15 protein-coding genes and 1 tRNA gene are annotated in these 22,434 nt (G+C 38.3%); 7 read left to right on the forward strand and 9 right to left on the reverse strand.

All coding sequences use genetic code 11. The annotated features are described in order from the left end of the window. Positions 1–17 precede the first annotated feature (17 nt). From SK086_RS00465 to SK086_RS00475, 3 genes are all read right to left on the reverse strand, one after another. Positions 18–1,526, reverse strand: a complete 1,509-nt coding sequence (locus tag SK086_RS00465) for a peptide MFS transporter (protein WP_324688899.1) — start codon at positions 1,524–1,526, stop codon at positions 18–20. 27 nt (positions 1,527–1,553) lie between these two features. Next, positions 1,554–3,722, reverse strand: coding sequence for a S9 family peptidase (locus tag SK086_RS00470; RefSeq protein ID WP_324688901.1), 2,169 nt, complete (start codon positions 3,720–3,722; stop codon positions 1,554–1,556). Positions 3,723–3,868: 146 nt separating this feature from the next. Next, positions 3,869–3,944: transfer RNA gene (locus tag SK086_RS00475), tRNA-Phe, on the reverse strand. A 127-nt stretch (positions 3,945–4,071) separates the two neighbouring features. Between SK086_RS00475 and SK086_RS00480 the strand changes: the two genes are divergently transcribed. The 7 genes from SK086_RS00480 to SK086_RS00510 all read left to right on the forward strand — a co-directional run bounded on the left by SK086_RS00480 (position 4,072) and on the right by SK086_RS00510 (position 11,548). Next, positions 4,072–4,803: a type III pantothenate kinase gene (locus SK086_RS00480; RefSeq protein ID WP_324688904.1), complete on the forward strand. Its 732-nt coding sequence runs from the start codon at positions 4,072–4,074 to the stop codon at positions 4,801–4,803. Beyond that, positions 4,796–6,046 carry a hypothetical protein gene (locus SK086_RS00485; RefSeq protein ID WP_324688906.1) on the forward strand — a complete coding sequence of 417 codons (1,251 nt, stop codon included), beginning with the start codon at positions 4,796–4,798 and terminating at the stop codon, positions 6,044–6,046. The genes SK086_RS00480 and SK086_RS00485 overlap by 8 nt, the downstream gene beginning before the upstream one ends. Positions 6,047–6,057: 11 nt before the next feature. Next, positions 6,058–7,332: a tetratricopeptide repeat protein gene (locus tag SK086_RS00490; RefSeq protein WP_324688907.1), complete on the forward strand. Its 1,275-nt coding sequence runs from the start codon at positions 6,058–6,060 to the stop codon at positions 7,330–7,332. Continuing rightward, positions 7,332–7,880 carry an LPS export ABC transporter periplasmic protein LptC gene (gene lptC / locus SK086_RS00495; protein ID WP_324688908.1) on the forward strand — a complete coding sequence of 183 codons (549 nt, stop codon included), beginning with the start codon at positions 7,332–7,334 and terminating at the stop codon, positions 7,878–7,880. Before SK086_RS00490 ends, lptC begins: the two co-directional genes overlap by 1 nt. 2 nt (positions 7,881–7,882) lie before the next feature. Then, the gene (locus SK086_RS00500) at positions 7,883–8,080 is read left to right on the forward strand and encodes a hypothetical protein (RefSeq protein WP_290872661.1); all 198 of its coding nucleotides are present in this window, start codon (positions 7,883–7,885) and stop codon (positions 8,078–8,080) included. 3 nt (positions 8,081–8,083) lie between these two features. Beyond that, positions 8,084–9,343, forward strand: coding sequence for a hemolysin family protein (locus SK086_RS00505; RefSeq protein WP_324688909.1), 1,260 nt, complete (start codon positions 8,084–8,086; stop codon positions 9,341–9,343). Between the two features lie 108 nt (positions 9,344–9,451). Next, positions 9,452–11,548, forward strand: coding sequence for a peptidylprolyl isomerase (locus tag SK086_RS00510; RefSeq protein WP_324688911.1), 2,097 nt, complete (start codon positions 9,452–9,454; stop codon positions 11,546–11,548). 50 nt (positions 11,549–11,598) lie between these two features. Here SK086_RS00510 and SK086_RS00515 read toward each other — a convergent pair whose 3' ends face one another. From SK086_RS00515 to SK086_RS00540, 6 genes are all read right to left on the reverse strand, one after another. After that, on the reverse strand, positions 11,599–12,510 hold the full coding sequence (locus SK086_RS00515) for a GYDIA family GHMP kinase (protein WP_324688913.1): 912 nt from the start codon (positions 12,508–12,510) through the stop codon (positions 11,599–11,601). 23 nt (positions 12,511–12,533) lie between these two features. Further along, on the reverse strand, positions 12,534–13,850 hold the full coding sequence (locus tag SK086_RS00520; protein WP_324688916.1) for a hydroxymethylglutaryl-CoA reductase, degradative: 1,317 nt from the start codon (positions 13,848–13,850) through the stop codon (positions 12,534–12,536). Between the two features lie 74 nt (positions 13,851–13,924). After that, a complete protein-coding gene (locus tag SK086_RS00525) occupies positions 13,925–16,693 on the reverse strand; it encodes an AsmA family protein (RefSeq protein ID WP_324688918.1) in 2,769 nt (922 codons plus the stop codon). Between the two features lie 117 nt (positions 16,694–16,810). After that, the gene (locus SK086_RS00530; protein ID WP_324688920.1) at positions 16,811–19,678 is read right to left on the reverse strand and encodes an alpha-amylase family glycosyl hydrolase; all 2,868 of its coding nucleotides are present in this window, start codon (positions 19,676–19,678) and stop codon (positions 16,811–16,813) included. A 61-nt stretch (positions 19,679–19,739) separates the two neighbouring features. Next, entirely contained in the window at positions 19,740–20,792 is a 1,053-nt protein-coding gene (locus SK086_RS00535; RefSeq protein WP_324688922.1) for a SusE domain-containing protein, read from the reverse strand. A gap of 30 nt (positions 20,793–20,822) precedes the next feature. After that, positions 20,823–22,427 (reverse strand): RagB/SusD family nutrient uptake outer membrane protein, encoded by a 1,605-nt coding sequence (locus tag SK086_RS00540; RefSeq protein WP_324688923.1) that lies wholly within the window; start codon positions 22,425–22,427, stop codon positions 20,823–20,825. Positions 22,428–22,434: the final 7 nt, after the last annotated feature.

Genomic DNA, 22,434 nt, shown 5'->3' on the forward strand with positions numbered 1-22,434 from the left:
AATATGTATTATCTATATTACTCAGTGACTCCTTCTACATGGTCATTGTGCATTCGTTTTTCTAACCAAGAGCTCAATACAAATAAAATGGCTGCAGCAGCACCTGACATGATTATAAATAATACAAAAAACTCATATAAGTTTGTAATTTGGAAGCCTAAGAAACTAGTCGCTCCACCAGTACCGTCTTCTCCACCCGGAATCAAAGCACTTAACGTTCCTGCAAATTTATTGGCTGCCGCGTTGGCTAAAAACCAAGTTCCCATCATTAAAGAAGACAAACGTAAAGGTGCAAGTTTAGAAACCATGGATAAACCAATTGGTGACAAACACAATTCACCGATAGTGTGAATTACATATAATCCAATTAACCACCACATCGATACTTTTTCTCCTAATCCTAAACCTTTAACGGCAATGGCAATTACTACATAACCTAAAGCTACCAATCCTAATCCGATGGCCATCTTTTTCGGCGAAGACGGTTCCAGTTTTCTTGCGTACAGAAAACCCCAAACAATTGTCATTATTGGAGCAAGAGAGATAACCGCCAACGGGTTGACCGACTGGAAATAAGATGCAGGCATTTCCCAACCAAACAAAGTTCTTTCAGTTTGTCTGTCGGCAAAAAGCGTTAATGAAGCACCGGCTTGTTCGAAAGCACCCCAGAAGAAAATCACAAAAAAGGCAAGGATAAAAATTACTGTAATTCTTTGTGTTTCAATTTTACTCAAACTCTTATCGCTAAAAATCAATACCGGCATGGCGACCATTGCTCCGTAGATAAAATAACTGATGATATCTAAATCACTTTTGAACATTTGCTTGAAATTCAGCATGAAGAATATGATGGCAATTGAACCGATAATCATTCCGATACTTTTGGCGTCTAATTTCTTTACCGGTAAACCTATATGTTTCCCTTCTTCAGAAATAAGGTATTTTTTTTGACCTAAAACAAAAGCTACAAGACCGATTAACATTCCGACACCTGCCGCTAAAAAGCCCCATTTAAAATCCATTGAGCCACATACTAACGGAGAAAAGAAAGCTCCTAAGTTGATTCCCATATAAAAAATAGTAAAGGCACTATCAATACGTCTGTCGTTGGCGGGATATAACTGACCAACCATCGTAGAAATATTCGGTTTAAAGAACCCGTTTCCGATAATGATAGCTGTCAATCCTAACCACATTAATGTTACTCCGCCATTGGTTCCAGCCGAAGCACTGAAAAACATGAAGAACTGTCCTATAGCCATTAATAATCCTCCGATGACAATACTTCTTCTGTTGCCTAAAAATTTATCACAAAGATAGCCTCCTAAAAGCGGTGTCAAATAAACTAAACCGGTATAACTACCATAGATTTCAGAAGCATCAGCATCTTTCATTAATAAAACCTTTGTCATAAATAGAATGAAGATTGCTCTCATTCCATAGTAACTGAACCTTTCCCACATCTCTGTAAAGAATAGGAAATAGAGTCCTTTTGGATGTCCTGTTTTTACTTTTGTTTCACTCATAAAATTGGTTTTAGTTTATTAGGTTGATTATAAATTTTCTTTGATAAAATTAGTCATTTTGTTATACAACTGAATTCGGGTTTTGCCACCGTAAATTCCGTGGTTTTTGTCGGGATAAATCGCCCAATCGAATTGTTTGTTGGCTTGTACCAAGGCTTCTACCATTTGCATAGTGTTTTGCACATGAACGTTGTCATCAGCTGTACCGTGGATTAAAAGGAATTTGCCTTTCAATTTATTCACGTGATTGATCGGCGAATTATCATCGTAGCCACTGGCATTTTCTTGCGGCGTTTGCATGTATCGTTCGGTGTAAATGCTATCGTAAAAACGCCAGTTCGTAACCGGAGCTACTGCAATAGCCATTTTGAAAACATCAGCACCTTTAAGCAAACAATTGCTACTCATGAATCCGCCATAAGACCAGCCAAAGATACCTATTCTGGTTTTATCAACATAAGCATAATTCCCAATGACTTTAGCCGCATCAATTTGGTCTTCGACTTCGAATTTTCCTAACTCTTTTTGAGTGCATTTTTTAAATTCGGCACCTTTGAAACCAGTTCCTCTTCCGTCCACACAAGCCACGATATAGCCTTGTTGTGACAACATCATGAACCAGTAATCGTTCGCATTCAACCATTGATTGGCCACTTGCTGTGAACCGGGCCCTGAATATTGGAACATAAAAACAGGATACTTCTTAGACGCATCAAAGTCTTTCGGTTTGATCATCCAAGCATTTAGTTTGTGCCCTTTTTCTGTGGTTAACTCAAAGAACTCCTTCGTAGGCAAATCGTATTTCTTAACTTTTTCAGCCAAGGCTTTGTTGTCGATAATAGTTTGAATTACTTTTCCGTCTTTAGCGTTGTTCAAAGTGTGAATAGTTGGTTGACTCACGCTGGAATACGAGTTGATAAAATATTGGAAATTCGGACTGAAAGTCGCATTATTAGTTCCTATTTGATTGGACAGCTTCACTTTGTTTTTGCCGTCTAATCCGATACGGTACACATCACGAACAATAGAACCTTTTTCCACCGATTGATAGAAAACCGTTTTTGTTTTTTCGTCAAAACCATAGTAAGCGGTAACTTCCCAAGGTCCTTTGGTAATTTGGGTTTTTAGTTTTCCGGTTTTGTCATATAAATAAATATGGTTGTAACCGTCTTTTTCAGAAGTCCAAATAAAACTGTTGTCTTTCAGGAATGTCAAATTATCGGTAACATCTACATAAGCTTTGTCTTTTTCGTTCAAAACCACTTTAGCAGCAGCGGTATTGCCGTCAACAAACAACAAATCCAAATTGTCTTGATGACGATTTAACACTTGTGCTGAAAGGATATTAGCGTCGTTAGTCCATTTTAAACGGGCAATGTAGAAATCATTGTAATTACTCAAATTAACCGTTTTGGCAGCATTCGAAGCCACTTCATAAATGTGCAAAGAAACCAAAGCGTTTTTCTCTCCGGCTTTCGGGTATTTGAAAGTCTCTACCGTAGGATACAAGTCTTTTTTGAAAATATTCATCGAAAACTCAGGTACTGCTGTTTCGTCGAAACGGATGTAAGCTAACTTTTTGCTGTCGGCACTCCAATCGTAAGCTCTTACAAAGGCAAACTCTTCCTCGTAAACCCAGTCGGTAATCCCGTTAATGATGCTGTTTTTCTTACCGTCCGAAGTGACTTGCGTTGTTTTTCCTGAAGCAATATCGAAAATGTACAAATTGTTGGCTTTGGCAAAACCGATTTTAGATCCGTCAGGCGAAAATGTTGGCTCTTGAACTTGCTCTAATACCTTGGTTAACTTTTGAGTGTTTAAGTTATACAAGAAATAATCGGCTGTAAAGGAATGACGAAAAATCGGATTGGTATTATTGGCCAAAAGCAACTGCTTTTCGTCGGCACTAAAAACAAAACTATCGATACCGTTGGCCAATTCTGGGAATTTTTTGGTATCGATAATCGTGGCTACTTTTTGAAGTGTGGCAAAATCATGTAAATCAATTTGCATGCTGCGGGTACTTCTGTCAAAGTTCAAAACCGCATATTGATTGGTGTTTTTCATGGCGAAGAGTTCCTCCATGTTTTCAGCTCTGAAGGCACCCCCGTAAATTTCTTCTACACTTATTTTTTGTTGTGCCACTGTAACCCAAGCGGATAAGAGCAAAAGGACTAAAATTGAATTCGATTTCATTGTAAAGATGACTGGTTAAAGACGTCAATTTTAGTGAAAATTTTACAATTGACCTCTTATTTTTGTGTTAAATGCGTTTTACAGGCATTTTTTACTTGTAAAATTAGTAAAACAAAAAACCCCGATAATTGCTTATCGAGGTTTTGTGGTGGTATCTCCAGGAATCGAACCAGGGACACATGGATTTTCAGTCCATTGCTCTACCAACTGAGCTAAGATACCATTTTTGCTTTACATCGAGGGCCATGCCTTCTGTGTTGCGGGTGCAAATATAGAACGATTTTTAATTTATCCAAAACAAATAATAAAAAAAAACTATTCTTACCTTAGCCTACTAAAATACACCGCCATGCTTTTAGCCGTTGATGTTGGAAATACCTTAATTAAAAGCGCTGTCTTTGAACACAATACTATTTTGGAGCTGTTCCATACAGAACCTAAAGACATCGTTGAAAAAATAAATTTTATTTTAGCATCATACCCCAAAATTGATGTTTTGGCTCTCTCATCAGTAGGAAGCCTAGACAAAAATGCCTTTAAGTCTTTTAAAGATAAAGTGAAGATTTATGAAATTTCACGACAACACCGCTTCCCTTTTCAAAACTTATACAGCACTCCCGAGACTTTGGGATTAGATCGGATGGTGCTCGCTGCAGGTGCGGTATTACAATTTCCTCAACAAAATAGGTTGGTAATCGACGTTGGGACTTGCATTACTTACGACTTTATCAATGAACAAGACCAATATTTAGGTGGTGCCATTTCACCGGGAATCAGGCTACGATATGAATCACTACATCACTTTACAGCCAAATTACCGTTACTCACCAAAAAGCAACCGGAAAACACGATTGGAAATTCCACCAACGAATCCATACATTCCGGTGTAATAAACGGGATTGCTCACGAAATTGATGGCTTTATCGAAGCGTATCAATCGCAATACGCTAAATTTATCATAATTTTAACGGGAGGCGATGCAGATTTTTTGGCTAAACAATTAAAAAATACCATATTTGCCAATTCAAATTTTCTGTTGGAAAGTTTGAACCAAACATTTCAATACAATCAAAATGATTAAAAAAATTGTAGTAAGCCTGAGCTTGCTTTTTTCATTGACATCTCTTGCTCAAGAAGGAACTTCTTCACCCTATTCATTTTATGGTATAGGCGATATAAAATTCAAAGGTTCAGTTGACAGTCGCTCTATGGGTGGCTTAACTGTTTTTCCTGACAGCATCCACTTAAATCTACAAAATCCGGCCCACTTAGCCAGTTTAAAATTGACTTCCTTTGCTGTTGGCGGCACTTATGCCAATACCAAATTCCAATCGGAAACTGCCGATGGGAAAGCCAGAAGAACTACCTTAGATTATTTAGCGGTTGGTATTCCTGTGGGCAAATTAGGAATAGGATTCGGCCTTATCCCATACTCATCAATCGGCTACAAAATCCAAACTTTAACAGAAGAGGACAATCCAACTTTTTCAAGATACAGCGGCGTTGGCGGCGTTAACAAAGTTTTTGCCGGAGCGGGATACAAAATCACCAATCACTTAAATATAGGAGCCAGTATTCAGTATAATTTCGGAACTATTGAAACAAATAACCTTCGATATCTGGAAAGTGTTCAATACGGAACACGCGAAAATAACTTCTCCGACTTACAAGGATTTAACTTAGATTTCGGTTTGAGTTACCAAAGAAAGTTAACCGAAAAACTATCCCTTTTCAGCAGCGTAACTTACAGTCCTGAGTCGAAACTCAAATTAGACAATTCCAGAACTATCGATTTGATTCAGTTTTTAAGCACCGGAACAACAAGTGTTATCCAAAGAGAAGATATTGATGTAGCCAATACCGAAATCAAAATTCCTTCCAAATGGTCGTTTGGTACCGGAATCGGAGAAATGAAAAAATGGATGTTCGGCGGTGAAGTTACGCTCATCAACAATAGCGTAATGAGCAATCGTTTTAATGATATAGACGATGCTGTTTTTGAAAACTCTACCCGTTATGTATTGGGTGGTTATTTCATTCCTAACTACAACTCTTACTCCGGCTATTTCAAAAGAATCGTGTATCGCGCCGGTTTGAGATACGAAAACACCGGTTTGGTTTTACAAAATAAATCGATTACAGATGCCGCCATGAATGTTGGTTTCGGATTACCTTTGAGTGGTACTTTTTCTAACATCAACATCAATTTTGAATATGGAAAAAGAGGGACTACATACTATAACTTGGTTGAAGAAAACTATTTTAACATTAGTATAGGACTTTCATTAAGCGATAAATGGTTTATAAAACGTAAATTTGACTAAATTAAAACGTTATGAAAGCACTATTCTTCACCTTAACCTTGATGGCTTTTTCTTTAAGTCACTCCCAAAAATATGATTGTGCTTCAAAAACAAGAGAATACCAAGAATTTTTAAAAACGCAAGATTTTAACGGTTCCTACCAAACTTGGCTGGAAGTCAGCAAAAAATGTCCGAAAGAAAGTGAAATCATTTACACCGATGGTTTAAGCATTTTGCAATACAAAATTGACAATGCTGCCAATCCCGAAGACAAAGAAAAGTTGGTCAGAAACTTGCTCAGCCTTTACGAGCAATTTTACAAAAATTTCCCCAAATCAGTTCCCGATTATGAAGTAAAAAAAGCCATGGCGCTTTACAACAATCACATCGAAGCTGAGTCGGAAATACTAAGTCTTTTGGAAAGCGGATTCTCTAAAGCAGGAAGTGAAGTTAAAGATGCCAATGCTATTTTCACTTACTTTCGTTTGTGTCATGAAAAGTATAAAGCTGGCGATGCGCAATACAATGCCAATGCCACTTTAGACCGATATGCATTAGTGAATGCATTGCTCACAAACCTGCAAAGCTTCGCTTCGGCAAACAGCAATGATTACAAAACTGCCCAAAGAGCTATCGACGCTATGTCAAAAGACTTGGCCACTTGCGATAATTTAGAAGCTTACTTCGAAAAAAACTACAGCGCTAACATTGATTCGGTAGCCTGGCTAACCTCTGCTTTGACCAATATGACTAACAAATGTGGCGCGAAACCTGTTTTTTTCAAAATGGCTGAAAGAGTATATTCTTTGCAAGTGTCATCGCAATCAGCCTATTTTATGGCCATAGCCACTTTAAAACAAAAGAAGTTTGAAGAATCCATCAAATTTTACAACCAAGCAGCCGAACTGGAAACCGACAATGTAAAAAAAGCCGAAATCTATTATAGCTTAGGCACCGGTTTACTGGCCAATGACCTGACAAAATCTAAAGAAGCTTTAAACAAAGCCTTACTCGCCGACCCAAATATGGGAAGAGTCTATTTGTTTTTAGCCCAACAATACGCCAACAATGCCAACAAATGCGGCAAAACAGCATTTGAAAAAAAGGCAATTTACACACTCGCGGCTCAAACCGTAAGAAAAGCTGTGGCCATTGAACCCAAATTAAAAGCAACCGTAGACAAAATGGCGGCAGAATTTGATGCAAAAGGCGTAACTTCAACAGATATTGCCAAAGAAAAAATGAAAGGCAAAACCCTTACTCTTGGTTGTTTAATTAACGAAACCATTACCTTTCCCGCTAAATAATGAGTCGTTTATTCAGAAATACCATTCCGCTTTTCGCGGTCCTTTTCGGTCTTGCCGTTGCTTCTTGCGAAAGCAATTTTAAGGAAGTTCAAAAAATGGGACTATCCGAATTCACACCCAGCGGCGATGCGGATTCTATCAATTTAAAATACACCGATTCCGGTCGAATAACCGCTAATCTAATCAGTCCGAAAATGCTGGACTATGCCACCGTGGCTTATCCTTTTACGGAATTTCCCAATGGCATGCACTTGACGTTATTTGACAAAAACGGCAAGCAAACTTATATCGATGCCAAATACGCCATTTCTCACAAAACTACCAACATTATCGATTTGCAAGGCAATGTCAAAATCTCCAATCAAAACGGGGAACTTTTAGAAACTGAGCAATTGTATTACGATCAAAAAAACGAATGGTTTTTTACCGAAAAAAAGTTTAAATTTACTTCACCAAAAGGAGTTTCTTATGGCGAAGGTATCGACTTTAGTAAAGACTTCAAAAAAGTAAACTCACAAAAAATATCCGGACAAGTCCAATCAGAATAACTATGAACTACTTAAAATTTACGCAATACGCTTACTTAATCGCTGCGGCTTTATTCGCTTTTGAAGCTTTTACCCAATACCAAGCCGGAGAAACCAACAAAGCGCTCATTATGGGCATCTTTACTTTTGTGGGGATTTTTATGTTCTTCTTCCGTAGAAGTTACGCCAAGAAATTTGCCGAGCGCAACAAAAAACCCTAGCCTATGGAGGTTGGAGTTATCATTCTATGCTTGATTTTTTCCGCCTTTTTTTCCGGTATGGAAATCGCTTTTGTTTCCGCCAATAAAATTTACTTGGAAATCGAAAAGAAGCAAGACGACTTTATTTCGAAAATCCTGACTAAACTTACCGAAAAACCCTCGAAGTTTATCGCTTCCATGCTGATAGGCAACAATATTGCCTTGGTAATTTACGGTTTCTTTACCGGAGATTTGTTGATGCGCTGGTTTGAAAACTCGGGATTGGAACTCACCGATTTATCCAATTTACTGTTGCAAACACTGCTTTCCACTGTTGTCGTTTTGATGACCTCGGAATTCCTACCAAAAGTTTTCTTTCAAATCTACGCCAATAGTTTTTTAAAGTTTTTTGCCGTTCCAGCTTACTGTTTCTATTGGCTATTCTACTACATTTCATCGTTTATCATTTGGATTTCCGATCACTTGTTAAGACTCTTTTTTAAAACCGACGGTGATCAAATTACACTCTCCTTCAGCAAAGTGGAATTGGGCAATTACATCTCGGAACAAATGAATGCCCTACAAGATCCGGAAACTGTCGATTCGGAAATTCAAATCTTTCAAAATGCTTTAGAATTTTCGGGAGTGAAAGCCCGCGACATTATGACACCTCGCACTGAATTAGTGGCTGTAGATTTGTACAGCTCAGTAGCCGATTTGCGTCAGCTTTTTATCGAAACCGGTTATTCTAAAATTTTGGTATATCTGAATACTTTAGACGATATCGTTGGCTATGTGCATTCATTCGAGCTGTTCAAAAAACCCAGAACGGTTAAATCAATTATGATACCGGTTGAATTTGTGCCGGAGACCATCTTTATCAAAGATGTCATGAATTTGCTCACCAAAAAACGAAAAAGTGTGGCGGTGGTTTTAGACGAATACGGCGGCACTTCGGGCATCATTACTATGGAAGACATCGTAGAAGAATTGTTTGGCGAAATTGAAGACGAACACGATTTAGATGAAACCTTAACCGAAACACAACTCGATGCCAAAAACTACTTATTCTCTACCAGACTGGAAGTTGCCTATCTGAACGAAACTTACAAACTTTCCATACCTGAAAGCGATTCATACAGTACGCTAGGCGGATTTATTGTAGATTTCTCCAAAGAAATTCCGCAAAAAGGAGAGCAAATCACCATTGAAAATTACCAATTTACCATTGAAGCTGCGACAAACAAGAAAATCGAATTGGTGAAATTGGCAGTATTGGATTGATTTCTGTAAAAAAAATAAAAAATAGTTGAAATTATAACTGGCTAAGTATTATTATTTCACAGATAATTGTATTTTCGCAAACTGAAATAAAAATTAACAAGAATAAAAATGGCAGTTTTATCAAAAATTAGAAATCGCTCAGGTTTACTTTTATTGGCAATTGGATTTGCGTTATTCGCATTTATTATAGGTGAAGCCATTCAAAGCGGCGGATTTAACAGACAACCAAGAGAAGTAGGTAGCGTTAATGGAAAGGATATTGCTTATGAAGAATTCAGACTCAAAGTAGCCGAACTTGAAAAAAACAATCAAAACGGTCAACCTATGAGTGCTATTCAAGCTTCTAACCAAATTTGGAACCAAGAAGTTAGCATTGCTTTAATTGCTGCAGAATTTGAAAAATTAGGATTACGTGTAGGTAAAAAACACATCGTCGAAATTTTCAAAGCAGATCCTAATATCGGTCAAAACCCTGCGTTCATGAATGCAGCTGGTAAATTTGACGAGAAAAAATTTGAAGACTACTTTAAAGCGAATCCGGAAGGAATGACTGCTTTCAAAGAAAGAGAGAAAAATGCAGAATTGAATGCCAAATACCAAATCTATAATTCATTGGTAAAAGGTGCTTTGTTTACTACTGATGCTGAAGGTAAATTTAAATATGAAGCTGAAAACAACAAAGTTTCTTTCGACTTCGTAACTGTACCTTACTCTTCTATCAAAGATAGTGACGTAAAAATCACTGACGAAGAGATCGTAGCTTACATGAAAACCAAGGAAAAGAAATTCAAAGCAGAAGAATCTCGCGAAATTGAATACGTTTTAGTAGAAGACAAACCGTCTGCTGCTGACGAAGCAGAAATCAAAAACAAAATCAACAGTTTGTTATCAACTCGTATCGAATTCAGAGACGGTAAAAACGATACTATTCCTGGTTTCAAAGCAGCCACTAACAATGCTGAGTTTGTAAACATGAATTCTGATATTCCTTTCGATTCAACTTATATCGCTAAACAAGATTTACCGGCAGAACACGCTGATAAGTTATTTGCTTTAGCTACAGGAGATGTTTACGGACCATACCAATTCAGCAACTACTACTGCATTTCAAAAGCTTTAGGCAGAAAAGCAGGTGCTAAAGCCAAAGCCAGTCATATCTTGATTAGCTGGGAAGGTACTCAAGTACCAAACAAAAAAGAAAAAAGAACTAAAGAACAAGCTAAAGCAAAAGCTGAAGGTTTGTTAGCACAAGCACAAGCTAATCCGTCTATGTTTATGATGTTGGCTATGACCAACTCTGATGATTCATCAGCACAACAAGGTGGTGACTTAGGGTTTTTCTCTCCGGGTCAAATGGTAAAACCGTTTAACGATTTTGTTTTCAATAATCCAATTGGAAAAATCGGTTTAGTAGAAACTGAATTCGGTTACCACATCATCAATGTAACTGACAAACAAGACGCCATTCGTTTAGCAACTATCGCACAAAAAATCGAACCGTCTGAAGCTACTACAGATAAAATCTACACACAAGCTACCAAGTTTGAAATGGAAGCCGCTACTAAGGATTTCGCAGCTTTGGCTAAAGAAATGAAATTAACCGTTAGTCCATCTGTTAGAGTAAAAGCGATTGACGAAAGCTTTGGTCCAATTAGCAACCAAAGACAAATCGTAAAATGGGCATTTGACAAAGAAACTGACCTTAACGGTGTAAAACGTTTCGAAATTGTTAACGTAGGTCACATCATTGTAAAATTGAAAAAAATCAATGAGAAAGGTTTAATGGCTGTTGAAGATGCTCGTCCGCAAGTTGAATTCTTATTGAAAAACAAGAAAAAAGCAGAAATGATCAAAGCCAAAATGAACGGAAGCTCATTAAGCGCTATTGCAGCCTCTAACAAAGTAACGGTAATGAACGCTGTAGATTTAACTATCGAAAGCCCATCAGTACCGGGAGCAGGATTTGAGCCTAAAGTAGTAGGAACTGCTTTCGCTACCAAAGCCGGTCAAGTTTCTAAACCAATCGACGGTAATTCAGGAGTATATGTAATCATGCCAAAAGCAGTTACCAAAGCGCCGGCCATTAAAGATTACAAAGAATACGTAGCCAAATTAAAACCACAAGTACAAGGCAATGCCGGTCGATTCATGCAAGCGTTGAAAAACGATGCAGATATCGTTGACAATAGAGCTACTTTCTATTAATAGAAAAAGTTATTGAAATAAAAAAACCTGTCTTGTTAGACAGGTTTTTTTTATAGTATCATTTTGCTGTAAGGAATGACAATCTCAAATCCTTTTGCTTTAAAATAATCGGTTGGATTTTCTTTGGATATGGCCAAGACAAAATCGCCACCCCAAGCACCTAAACTTTTAACAACGCCTTCAAAATCATGGAAAAGGGTTTCTTTTACGGTGCTTAATTCTAAAATATTACTGAGTTCTATTTCGTGTTGTGCCAAAGCCAAAGCAAAAGTTTTGGGATGCTCAGCGGCAATAACAGATTGCGTAATGGAATTGATTGTCGGAATCGCCTTTTGAATGTTCCCTAAATTGTTGTAATAAGCTGCTATTGCGCTTTTACTGTTTTGCTTTTGGTTGAGATAGACAAAGAAAATCTTATCCGTGAAATCGGGATTAAAGTGCACTATTTCCACGATAGGTTTTTCGTTGACCAATTGGTAAATAATACCGGTATTGTTTTGTGCACAAGCAATATCGTAACCGCTTCCGCCAAAACTTCTTCGCAACAATTCAAAAGCATCTATTTGCAACCATTGTGCAATATTGTTAATCAAAGTAGATGAAGTGCCTAAACCCCAAGATTTGGGAAAAGTAAGTTCGGTGGAAATCTTGTAGCCTATTGCATTATTGACAAAAGCTGCATTCATAAGATACGCTTCGTGTAAAATCTCGATTAAAGTATTTTTAACGCCTTTATCCTCAAAACGTTCTTTGTTTACAATTGACTCAAAAGACAGCGTATCTTCAAACCAAATGCTTTTATCATGATCAAAACTGGTCCATTGCAAATTACCATCGGCAGTTTCTTCTACAATTAAATTCTGACCGTATTGGGTTGGCAAAGCAAAAGCTTTAGCGCCATCGAGCACCAAATACTCTCCGGTAATAAGCAACTTGCCGTTACTGTAAAAAGTTTGTTTCATGTCTTCCTAAATTGGTGAAGCCATTATTTTCGTAAACGCTCAATCAACTCCACTACCGAAGCGTGAGTAACCGTACTGTTTTGGAAATGTGTTGCAATGACTTTCCGCTCCTCTGCTGTAGCTTGGTATTGGTTTAAGATATTATTGAGATGCATTTTCATATGCCCTTCCTGAATTCCTGTAGTAGTTAACGAACGTAAAGCGGCAAAGTTTTGGGCTAATCCGGTTACGGCTACAATTTGCATCAATTCTTGTGCAGAAGGTTTACCTAAAATTTCCAACGCCATTTTCACCAACGGATGCAAGGAAGTCAAGCCGCCAACGGTTCCCAAAGCCAACGGAACTTCCATCCAAAAAGTAAAGATTCCGTTTTCTATCTTGGCATGAGACAAACTCGAATACTGACCGTTTCTGGAAGCATAAGCATGTACTCCGGCTTCTACGGCACGGAAATCATTCCCGGTAGCAAGAATCACAGCATCTATACCATTCATGATACCTTTGTTATGTGTTACGGCACGGAAAGGTTCTATTTCGGCTATGCGCACCGCTTGCACAAATTTCTCGGCAAACTCTTGCGGATTTTCGATTTTCTTTTCGGCTAAGTCTTCTACTTTACAAGAAACTTCGGCTCTAACAATACAATTCGGTACATAATTCGACAAGATGCTCATGACTACCGTAATGTCTTTCTCTGTCTCCGAAAAACCGTCGTACTGTTGCGCTTCTTCTTTTAAAGTCTTCGCCAATTGCTCCAAACACGAATTGATGAAATTCGCGCCCATACTGTCTTTCGTTTCGAAGGTTACGTGCAATTGATAGTAATTCGTCAATTCGGCTGTCTTATCGCGTAAGGTAAGTGATACAATACCGCCGCCGCGTTTCTGCATATTCTTCGTGATGCTTTCAGTCGAATCGAGTAAAACTGGTTTAACTGCATTGAAAAAAGCTTGTAGTTTCTCGCCATCACCTTGGAATAAAAAGTGCACTTGACCTATTTTCTCAGTATTCAGTACTGTAGCCTTAAAACCGCCGCGAGTACTCCAAAATTTAGCCGATTTGGCTGCTGCTGCTACTACGGAACTTTCTTCAATCACCATAGGCACCGAATGGTACTTGCCGTTGATGAGAAAGTTGGGCGCAATGCCCATAGGCAAATAGAAATTAGTGATGGTGTTTTCTATGAATTCATCGTGCAATTGTTGGAGCTTTTCATCAGTATTCCAATATTGTTTAAGGGTTGTAACGGCTTCAGAAGGATTACTGAAATATTCTTCGGACAACCATTGAATTTTTTCTTCTTTAGATAATTTAGAAAAACCGGCAACTGCATTATTCATAGCAAAATAGTAATAGATTAACGGACTACAAATATAGGCTATAGCCGTTGATTTTAGCGGAAAAAAAGCTGAAATTATTGCGCTTTTACAGGCTCGGAAATAGGTTGTGGTACTTCGCCGTCGTACTCGGTTTCCTGTAAATCTTCGGTTTGTTTGCCTAATCTGACTTTAGGTTCTTCTTGGGTTCCGGTAACTTTAATCGGAATACCGATAATCCCGAAAGGTGGCAATCCTAAACGCATTTTGATGTTCAATTTACCATCAAAACTAGTTTGTCCTTCAATTCTTGGACGGAAACCGGCCACTTTAAACTTGAAGCGTTCGATGTTGATGATGTTATTCTTAATTGTGGTTTTGATATCAACCTGCGACAAATCAGGATTTCTGATGGCTTCTCTACCGGTTTTCTTACTAACGGCACCAAAGAGTTTAAAGCCTTTCATTTTGACTTTTTTCACCGACAAAACGCCGCCTCCGGTTAAGGAAGGATAAATTGGTGCCATATTCGCATCGAGTATACCGGCCACTTTATAATCGAGCGATATAATACCTTCCGCACTTTCGGCTGCTGTAGCCATTTCTCGGAACATTTTAACTTCGTTGTAAGCCCGTTTAACATCAAATTCTTTGGCCAATATTTTAAAATCGAAGAACGCTTTTTCAGTCGATTGACTGCCGTACACCAAATCCATATTTACATTGGCACCAACCAAATCAAAACCGGACTGTTTGAGCGCTAATTGCCCATTGTTAATGTTAAGATTCCCGGTTAAATTTTCAATCGCTAAACCATCAAAATTGATTTTATTGGCAGTGGCATTGAACTGTAAATCGAAGTTAGGCGGAATAACCACCACACCGGTTTGCGCAACTACATTGGTTTTTGTACTGTCTGCTTTTACAGTACTAACAGTCATAAACTCATCCACATTGATAAAGTCCGAATGCAATTGAAAGTTGCCTTTGAGTACTGCTTTATTGGTTAGCACAAAGTCGATTACATTTTGGAGATAGCCATTCATTTTAAAATCGGACTGACCGTAAGCAGCAAGGAAATCGTTGAAATTCATCTTGTCTTGATGAAACTTAAACGTTCCTTCTTTAATCAAGAATGGTTTAGGCAAATATTCCGAAGTGGTTTTGATGTTTTTAAGTACTAGAGTACCTTGGTTTTGCAACTTATTGTAGCGGCCGTTCATGGCATCGTCTTGCGAACCTTTGAAAGCGACATCAGCCTTAACAAAGCCTTTCACATCCAAACCTTTTTGGGAAAAAACACTATAGATTCTGCCCAAATCCAATTCGCCTTTGGCTTTGATATCGTATCGGATATTATTGAAGTTTTGCAACTTGGCGTTTACATAAACAGGCTTGCCTTCAAAGACAAACGATGCCGGTGTAATGTTGACTTTTAAATCGTCTAAAGAACCTTTCCGATCTAAAATGGACGCTATCAAATTGATATTTTGTATCGGATTCGGATAATAATCGGTTTTTACATAACCGTTTTTGAAATTGATTTTGCCGTTGGTAACCGGAATTTTATTGTTCTTTTGATCGTATACGCCTTTCGAATTTAGATCGGCAATCAAGATACCGCGCAAATCCATATTTTGCAATCCGAAGGCTTTGTCCATCAAGGCTAAGTCGATTTTAGACTTGATTCGGGCATCGATAGTCGGTTTTGACAAACCTTGCGTTTTGATAATGGCTTTAACGTAATCTTTATCGACATTAAAGAAAACAGAATCGATATTGACTTTCAGTTGTTCCGTATCTAAAGCAGGCAACTGTGTATCGAAATTCAGAAAGATATTCGACACCGGGAACGGTGCGTCTTTGTAAGCAATAAGACCGTCGCGAATTTTCATATTGAAGGCTACATTGGGCTTCTGATTTTTAGAGGCGATGTATTTTCCTTTTAGCGTAAACAACAAATCGGTGCTGCCTTTGACTTTTGTTTTTTCGAGCCAAGTAACATAGGCAGGCGGCAAAGCGGTGAAGAAATCGTTGAGTTTGCTGTTTTCGGATTTGATGTTAAAATCCATATCATAACCATTACTTAAGAAATCGAATTTTCCGCTGAATTCCACCGGAAGTTTATTGATTTTTAAGTTGTTTTGTTGGAAGACAAAGGCTAAGGAATTGGTGTTGATTTTCGTAATCAAATCGGCTTTAACGCTTTTGTTATTAAGGTATTGCTGACCGTCGTAAGTAAAATCGAAATCGGCTATTTCCGCTTCCGTATAAATATCAAAAATGGCTTGGTCTAAGTCGCCGTTCCCAATATAATTAAAGCCTTTGGCATCGATTAGAATTTTGGTCGACTGGTCGTTATAAACCAAATGAGTATTTTCGATGGCAATTTTGTCTAATCGCAAAGAAGTATTACCGGTAGTATCTTTAGCTGTGGCTTTTTCGTTGGAGATATAGACGTTGTAATTCGCTTCGCCTTTGGCATTGACTTTTACATTGATGAAAGCGTTGGAGACAAAAACCTGATCAATTACAACACTTTTGTCAAAAATTAAGGAACTGATATCAATCCCGAAAGCCATTTCATTGGCTGAAACCAGGGTTTCCTTTTGATACGGTGCAGAACCTTTCAGGGAAAAGTCGGTTAAGGTTAAGGTGAGTGACGGAAAGTGGTTAAAAAATGACAGATTGGCTTCTTTGAAATTGAGTTCGCCGTTTAGTTTTTTATTGGCAAACGCTTTGACTTCTTCAGCTATCTTTCCGGGGAAGAGAATCGGAATCAAAAACATCAAAAGCAATATGGAACCGAACGTAAATCCGCTTATCTTTAAAATCTTGATAATTATCGACTTTGAAGGTTTTTTCATAGACCAAAAGTACAATTCAGTCAAGAGAGAAAAAAATTTAAGCTGTTTTTTTTTATAAAAACAAGAGCCACATTAAAAATGCAGCTCTTGTCAAATAATTATATAACTAATCTAACCTTATTGTTTGATCAACTTCATGGTGGAAGAATTGTTGTTACCATCATAGGCTTTAACTAAGTAAATACCACTGTTTAAGTCGTTGATATCAAATTGATAATCTTCTGAAGTAATATTTTCATACAACTTCACTCGTTGACCGGTGATGGAATACACTTCAACACGGTAAACCTGTCCTTTGATCGTAAAGCTTCCTGATGTTGGGTTTGGATACAAACTAACATTGGCTAAGGCATTATAATCATTATTTCCTAATGTACTGGCCGGTTGGTTTCCATACACACGGAAAGTTCCCGGAGCTAGGGTAATGGTTGCTGTAGTGTTGGTAACAGTAATTGGCGTATTATCCATCAAGTTGTACCAAGTTCCGGTATACGGGAAACTAGGATTGATACTTTGACTAGCCACAGACATATTGGCTAAAACCACCACATTTTTCAAAGAGGTTGAAGGCAATGCATTATCGTAAATATAAATTCTTTGTCTGATGTTGTTGGCATCCGGACTAATGGCATAATCAGCTTCAAAAACCGGTTCGTTAATTTTTAACTGAATTAATCGCTTCCAATCGTTGTACACTTGTTGTCTGTTTGGAGAAGTCATAGTCAACCAGTTGTTTGCCCATTGCGGCTGCGGCTTGGTGGCCAATTTACAATCTCCTGTGGTAACATCGGATTCCGAATTTACAGTACCGTTTTCACAAGTGTAGATAGAGTTATTCATCCCCAATTCTGCAAAGTGCCAAATCATTTTTGGTCCAGGCACTAAGATGGATAAAGCCCCGATAGCAGACATTCTTGGCACAGCATTGTTTAAGTTATTTAATGGCGGTGCTGTTCCTCCTCCGTTTCCGAAGGCAACTGCTTCATAAATCAATCTGTCTTTATCGTGACTTTCCGGATAACCTAACAATCTTTTAGCAGAGAAACCACGACTAACGTGACCCATTCTGGTGATATCGGCATTGGTTGAATAACCCAAGGCTAATTGTTTGTAGGCTTCGTGTAATTCACCCCACATCATTACGCCTTTACTTGGTGATTCACTAATGCGATAGTTGGCCCATTGTTGTTCTTCGTTATCAGCACCTAAATGCTCAAAAATCACATAATGTGTTGGATCAAGGGACCAAGAATAATCTGCGTATTCTTTCAGAATTGCAACTCTATCTGCTTGATACGTATTGGTACAAGTATCATCACCACCTGAACAAGCTTGGGTAAATCCTTTGGTTAAATCCCAACGGAAACCGTCAATTTTAAACTCTTGAATCCATTGTTTTACTACTCTTTTGGTGTAGTATTTGGTTCTGGCTTGTGAGTGATTAAAATCAGACCCTACACTATAACTATGCTTGGCAAATTCATTAAAATAAGGATTATCGGCCGCAGGATCACCCCAACCATCACCATCAGCATCTTTCATCCACATTCTTACCATTGGGTTTCTTCCGAAAGCGTGGTTTAGGGCTACGTCTAAAATAACTGCAATCCCGTTTTGGTGACATAAGTCGATGAACTGCTTGAATTTATCAGCTGTACCGTAAAATTTATCCAAGGCCAGATGAAACGAAGTATTGTAACCCCAGCTTTCATTGCCTTCAAATTCCATTACCGGCATTAACTGAATAGCATTGATATTTAAATTTTTGAAGTAATCAATTTTGTCAATCAAGTCTTGGAAGTTTCTGTCGGCGTCAAAATCTCGGATTAAAACCTCATAAACTACTAAATCTTCTTTTTTAGGTTTTACGAAGTTGGTGGTAGCCGTGCTCCAATTATATGGCGTTTGTGCGGTTTTCAAAACGGTAACCTCTCTTTCTTGTCCGCTTGGATAAGCCGGTAAGTTAGGGTAACTGGCGGCTGGAATGTAAGGATCATCAAAAGGAGACAACACAAGAGTTGAGTATGGATCGGCAGTTTTTACAACAGCTGGAGAGTTGGTAGTTGGCGTCGCATCTACAACCCAATATTGGTAAGTATAATTTTGTCCTGGAGTTAGTCCGGTTAATTCTAACCAAAACTTTCCTGTTCCGGGATCTTTCTTCATCAAATAATTAGTTCCGGGTTGCCAGTTGTTAAAGCTTCCTGCTACATAGACAAAATCTTTCCCCGGAGCATCTAAAACCAAAGTTGCTTTGGCAGCATCAGTTGCGTTGTAATTGATCCCATCCTCTAGCCCACTTGCCATAGCCTGATTAGCAGTTCCGGCATTTACAATTACGCCAAATGTTTTGGTAAAGAAAGTACTTCCTTGTGTAATTTGTAACTCATAAGCTTTGTTAACCGTAATATTGGTATCAGTATAACTATAGCTTGTTCCGGAAGCAGTATTGATACTTACTCCATTCGCCAACAAATTATAATTAGCCGAACCATTGGTATTGGAAGCTGAGATGGTCAAACTTTGACCGCTGTTGATGATAGTATTACTGTATTCGGACGGACTTATTAATGCGGCTTGAAAAGCTCCCACATCCAAAGTTAAATCGGTCGTTTGGGCGTTACCGGCAGCATTTCTGAATACCATATTAATTTTGGTTACTGAACCGGAAGAAATCCCGTAGAAAGCCAAAATAGTTGGTGTTAAATCTAATTTATAGATATTTCCGGACACTAAAGTAAGTGCGGGCTGTGTGGTATTGTTACCCCAAGAACCCTTAACATTTTGCCATGGTGTTCCGTTCAAGGTAACTCCGGTATGGGCATAAATTGTACCGGTGTAGGTTGCCAAACCGGTTCCTGTTTTATCAAATAGAATGGTGGCCGAAGCCGTTGCGTCTGGATTGGAACCACCTTGCCAAGAAACTTGACCTATAGCGATATTCACAAATAACCCTGTTAAAACAAATAAAATAACTTTTTTCATAGCTTAAAATTTAAAAAAAGGGTCTCCTAAAGGAAACCCTTTTTTAGTTATTCATATAGACTTATTGAAGTGTAACAGAGTAAGAGTATTTTCTTGGATTGCTTAAGTCAAGAACTACATTGTATGTCCCTGCTGTATCAACAGATAAGTCCGGTCCACCATAATTCATAGAATCATCACCATCCGGATCTCCTCCTAAATTGATATCCCAAGTATTGTTTGCTCTAAATTTAAATCCCCCTGCAGTCATAACAACAGTTCCTTCCCATTTTTGTGTTGAAGGATTGTAAGTTAATGGTGTACTGTTATCCCAACCTCCAGGAGTTGCAGCACCTACAATTCCCCAATTGGTAGGAACAATAGTGTATAACAAAGTTGTAGTATTAGCATTTACTCTGTAGTATCCTGCAGTAGCCGTGATATCAGACTCTCCAGATTCTGCTAATACGCCTGAGAATGACCCATCGTCACCCCAATCAGTGTTACCCCAGTTGTAGTTACCGGCTGCATCTGGACCAACAAATTTAAAGCCTCCGTCTAACCAAACGTATCCTTCATAATCCGTTTGACCGAAAGCAGAAGAAGCAATTCTTGGTGCCGTTGGAGGATTCCAACCTTGGTGATTCCCCGGAACTGCTAATTTTGGCAATTCAGAAGAATAAGGCGTAACCAAATAAGTTATTACTGTCGAGAATTTTTCCTCACTAGCCGGAGAACCAACAGTAGATTTAACTCTGATTTCTAAACCTCCTTGTGAGAAAGGGGTTAATCCAGCAGCTAAAGAAGCTCCGTTTAAAGCATCTGAAGTTACAGTTACATAAGTATTATTTGTACTAACTAAATCAACAGGATTATCAAAATTATCCCCTGATTTATCTACTTGTACAGTATAAGTAACTTGCGTTGGTGTACCGTAATCCATATCTTCCCATGTCATAGACAAACCTGGATTAGTTGGTGTTTCCGGGCTTAACACAACGGCATCACCTGATACCGGAGAAAGGATTCTGAACTCAGCTGCATTGTCTAAAAATTTTAAATCTTGTTCATCTGTACAAGAAGCAAATCCACTGATAAGCGCCACAGCTAAAATGTTTCTAAATATATTTTTCATTTCTTTTGTAATTTATAGTTTATAATGTTATTAATAACCAGGGTTTTGAGTTAAGTTAGGATTAGCTGCCAAAGAAGCTGTTGGAATTGGGAACAAAGCCAAGTTTGCAGAGATCGCGATACCGTTTGACCCATTTCCTTTCCAAGCCCAATTGTAACTTCCTCCGGTATATTTACCAAAGCGAATCAAATCTTGTCTTCTGTGTCCTTCCCAGTGCAACTCTCTTGATCTCTCATCTAAAATAAAATCCAACGTCAATTCGTTAGCAGAAATATTTGCTGCTGTATTTCCGTTGTTAGCTCTTTCTCTCAAAGCATTAACATAAGTTACCGCTTGTGAAAGTGAAGCACCTGCTGCACCTCTAGCAGCACATTCAGCATACATTAAATAAACGTCGGCTAAACGGAATAAAGGGAAATCAGTATCTACAAAAGTTGAATTGATTCCGGCTACTCCTGAAGAAGTTCTGTTAGAGAATTTAGCTAAGATATAACCTTGATCACGATTGGCTACATCAGAAATGTCAATGTTTCTAACACCTGAAATAATAGTATTTCTATCGTCGTTAGCAAAATCGGATCCTTCAAATTTTTCAACAAACTGTTTTCTCAAACGCAAAGCACCACCCCAGCCTCCTGAGCCAACGCCAAGAGCAGTACCGTTTTGCTCAATTGAACCTACTTGTCCGTTAATCATAACAGTAGTTGGTCCGTAGTTTTGAGTTGCAACACCATCTGATTGCAAAGAGAAAATCATTTCAGAAGACAAATGGTTGTCGGCTGTGAAGTTGTTCAAATAGTTTGGATTCAAAGTGTAACCGCCGGCAATAACTTGGTTACATTGCGTAACACAGTCAGCCAAACGATCTTGACCGATGTATACCTGTGCATTCAAATAAATTTTAGCTAAAATCATTCGAGCTACAGCTTGGTCAACTCTACCATACTCGTTGGTACGTGGCGCTTTCAAATTCGGAATTACTGAATTCAACTCGCTTTCAATGTAGGCAAATAACTGTGATCTATCGTATTGAGGACCGGCTACTCCTAAAGCAGAATTTTCATCATTGAAAGCTGCTTTTCCGAATAAATCCATCAAATGATAGTAAGCCAAGGCACGTAAAACTTTAACTTCATTTCTGAAATCATTGATTTCATCAATTTCAGATTGGCTGGTGATACCACGAGAAGCTAATTTTTCCGGAGTAGTTTGTCTTAAAAACTCATTTACCAAAGCCACTTGGAACATTCCTCTACCGTACATTCCACGGAAAATAGGGTTAGAAGCTGTCCAAATATTTCTTTGAATTTCTCTGGTACCAGGGTCATTTTCATAACTCCAAAGCACCTCGTCTGTAGACAAGTTTTGCAAGTACCATAAACATCTACCGTACTGGCTGGTTCCTGCATCAATTCCTTGAATATTAGAAGAACCTGCACCTGTAGTACCGGTTAACGATAAATTTCCGTAAACACCGGCCAATCCTTGACGGTAAGCATCCGGCTGTTCAAAAAACTCATCTGATAAAAATACTAAAGGATCGTCACTTTTAATATCTAAATCATCTGTACATGAACTCATTGTTAATGTCAAAGCACCAACAATAAGGAATAGGTTAAACTTAATTTTTTTCATAGTAATT

The organism is Flavobacterium cheonhonense (assembly GCF_035671315.1).
GTDB classification, from domain to species: domain Bacteria; phylum Bacteroidota; class Bacteroidia; order Flavobacteriales; family Flavobacteriaceae; genus Flavobacterium; species Flavobacterium cheonhonense.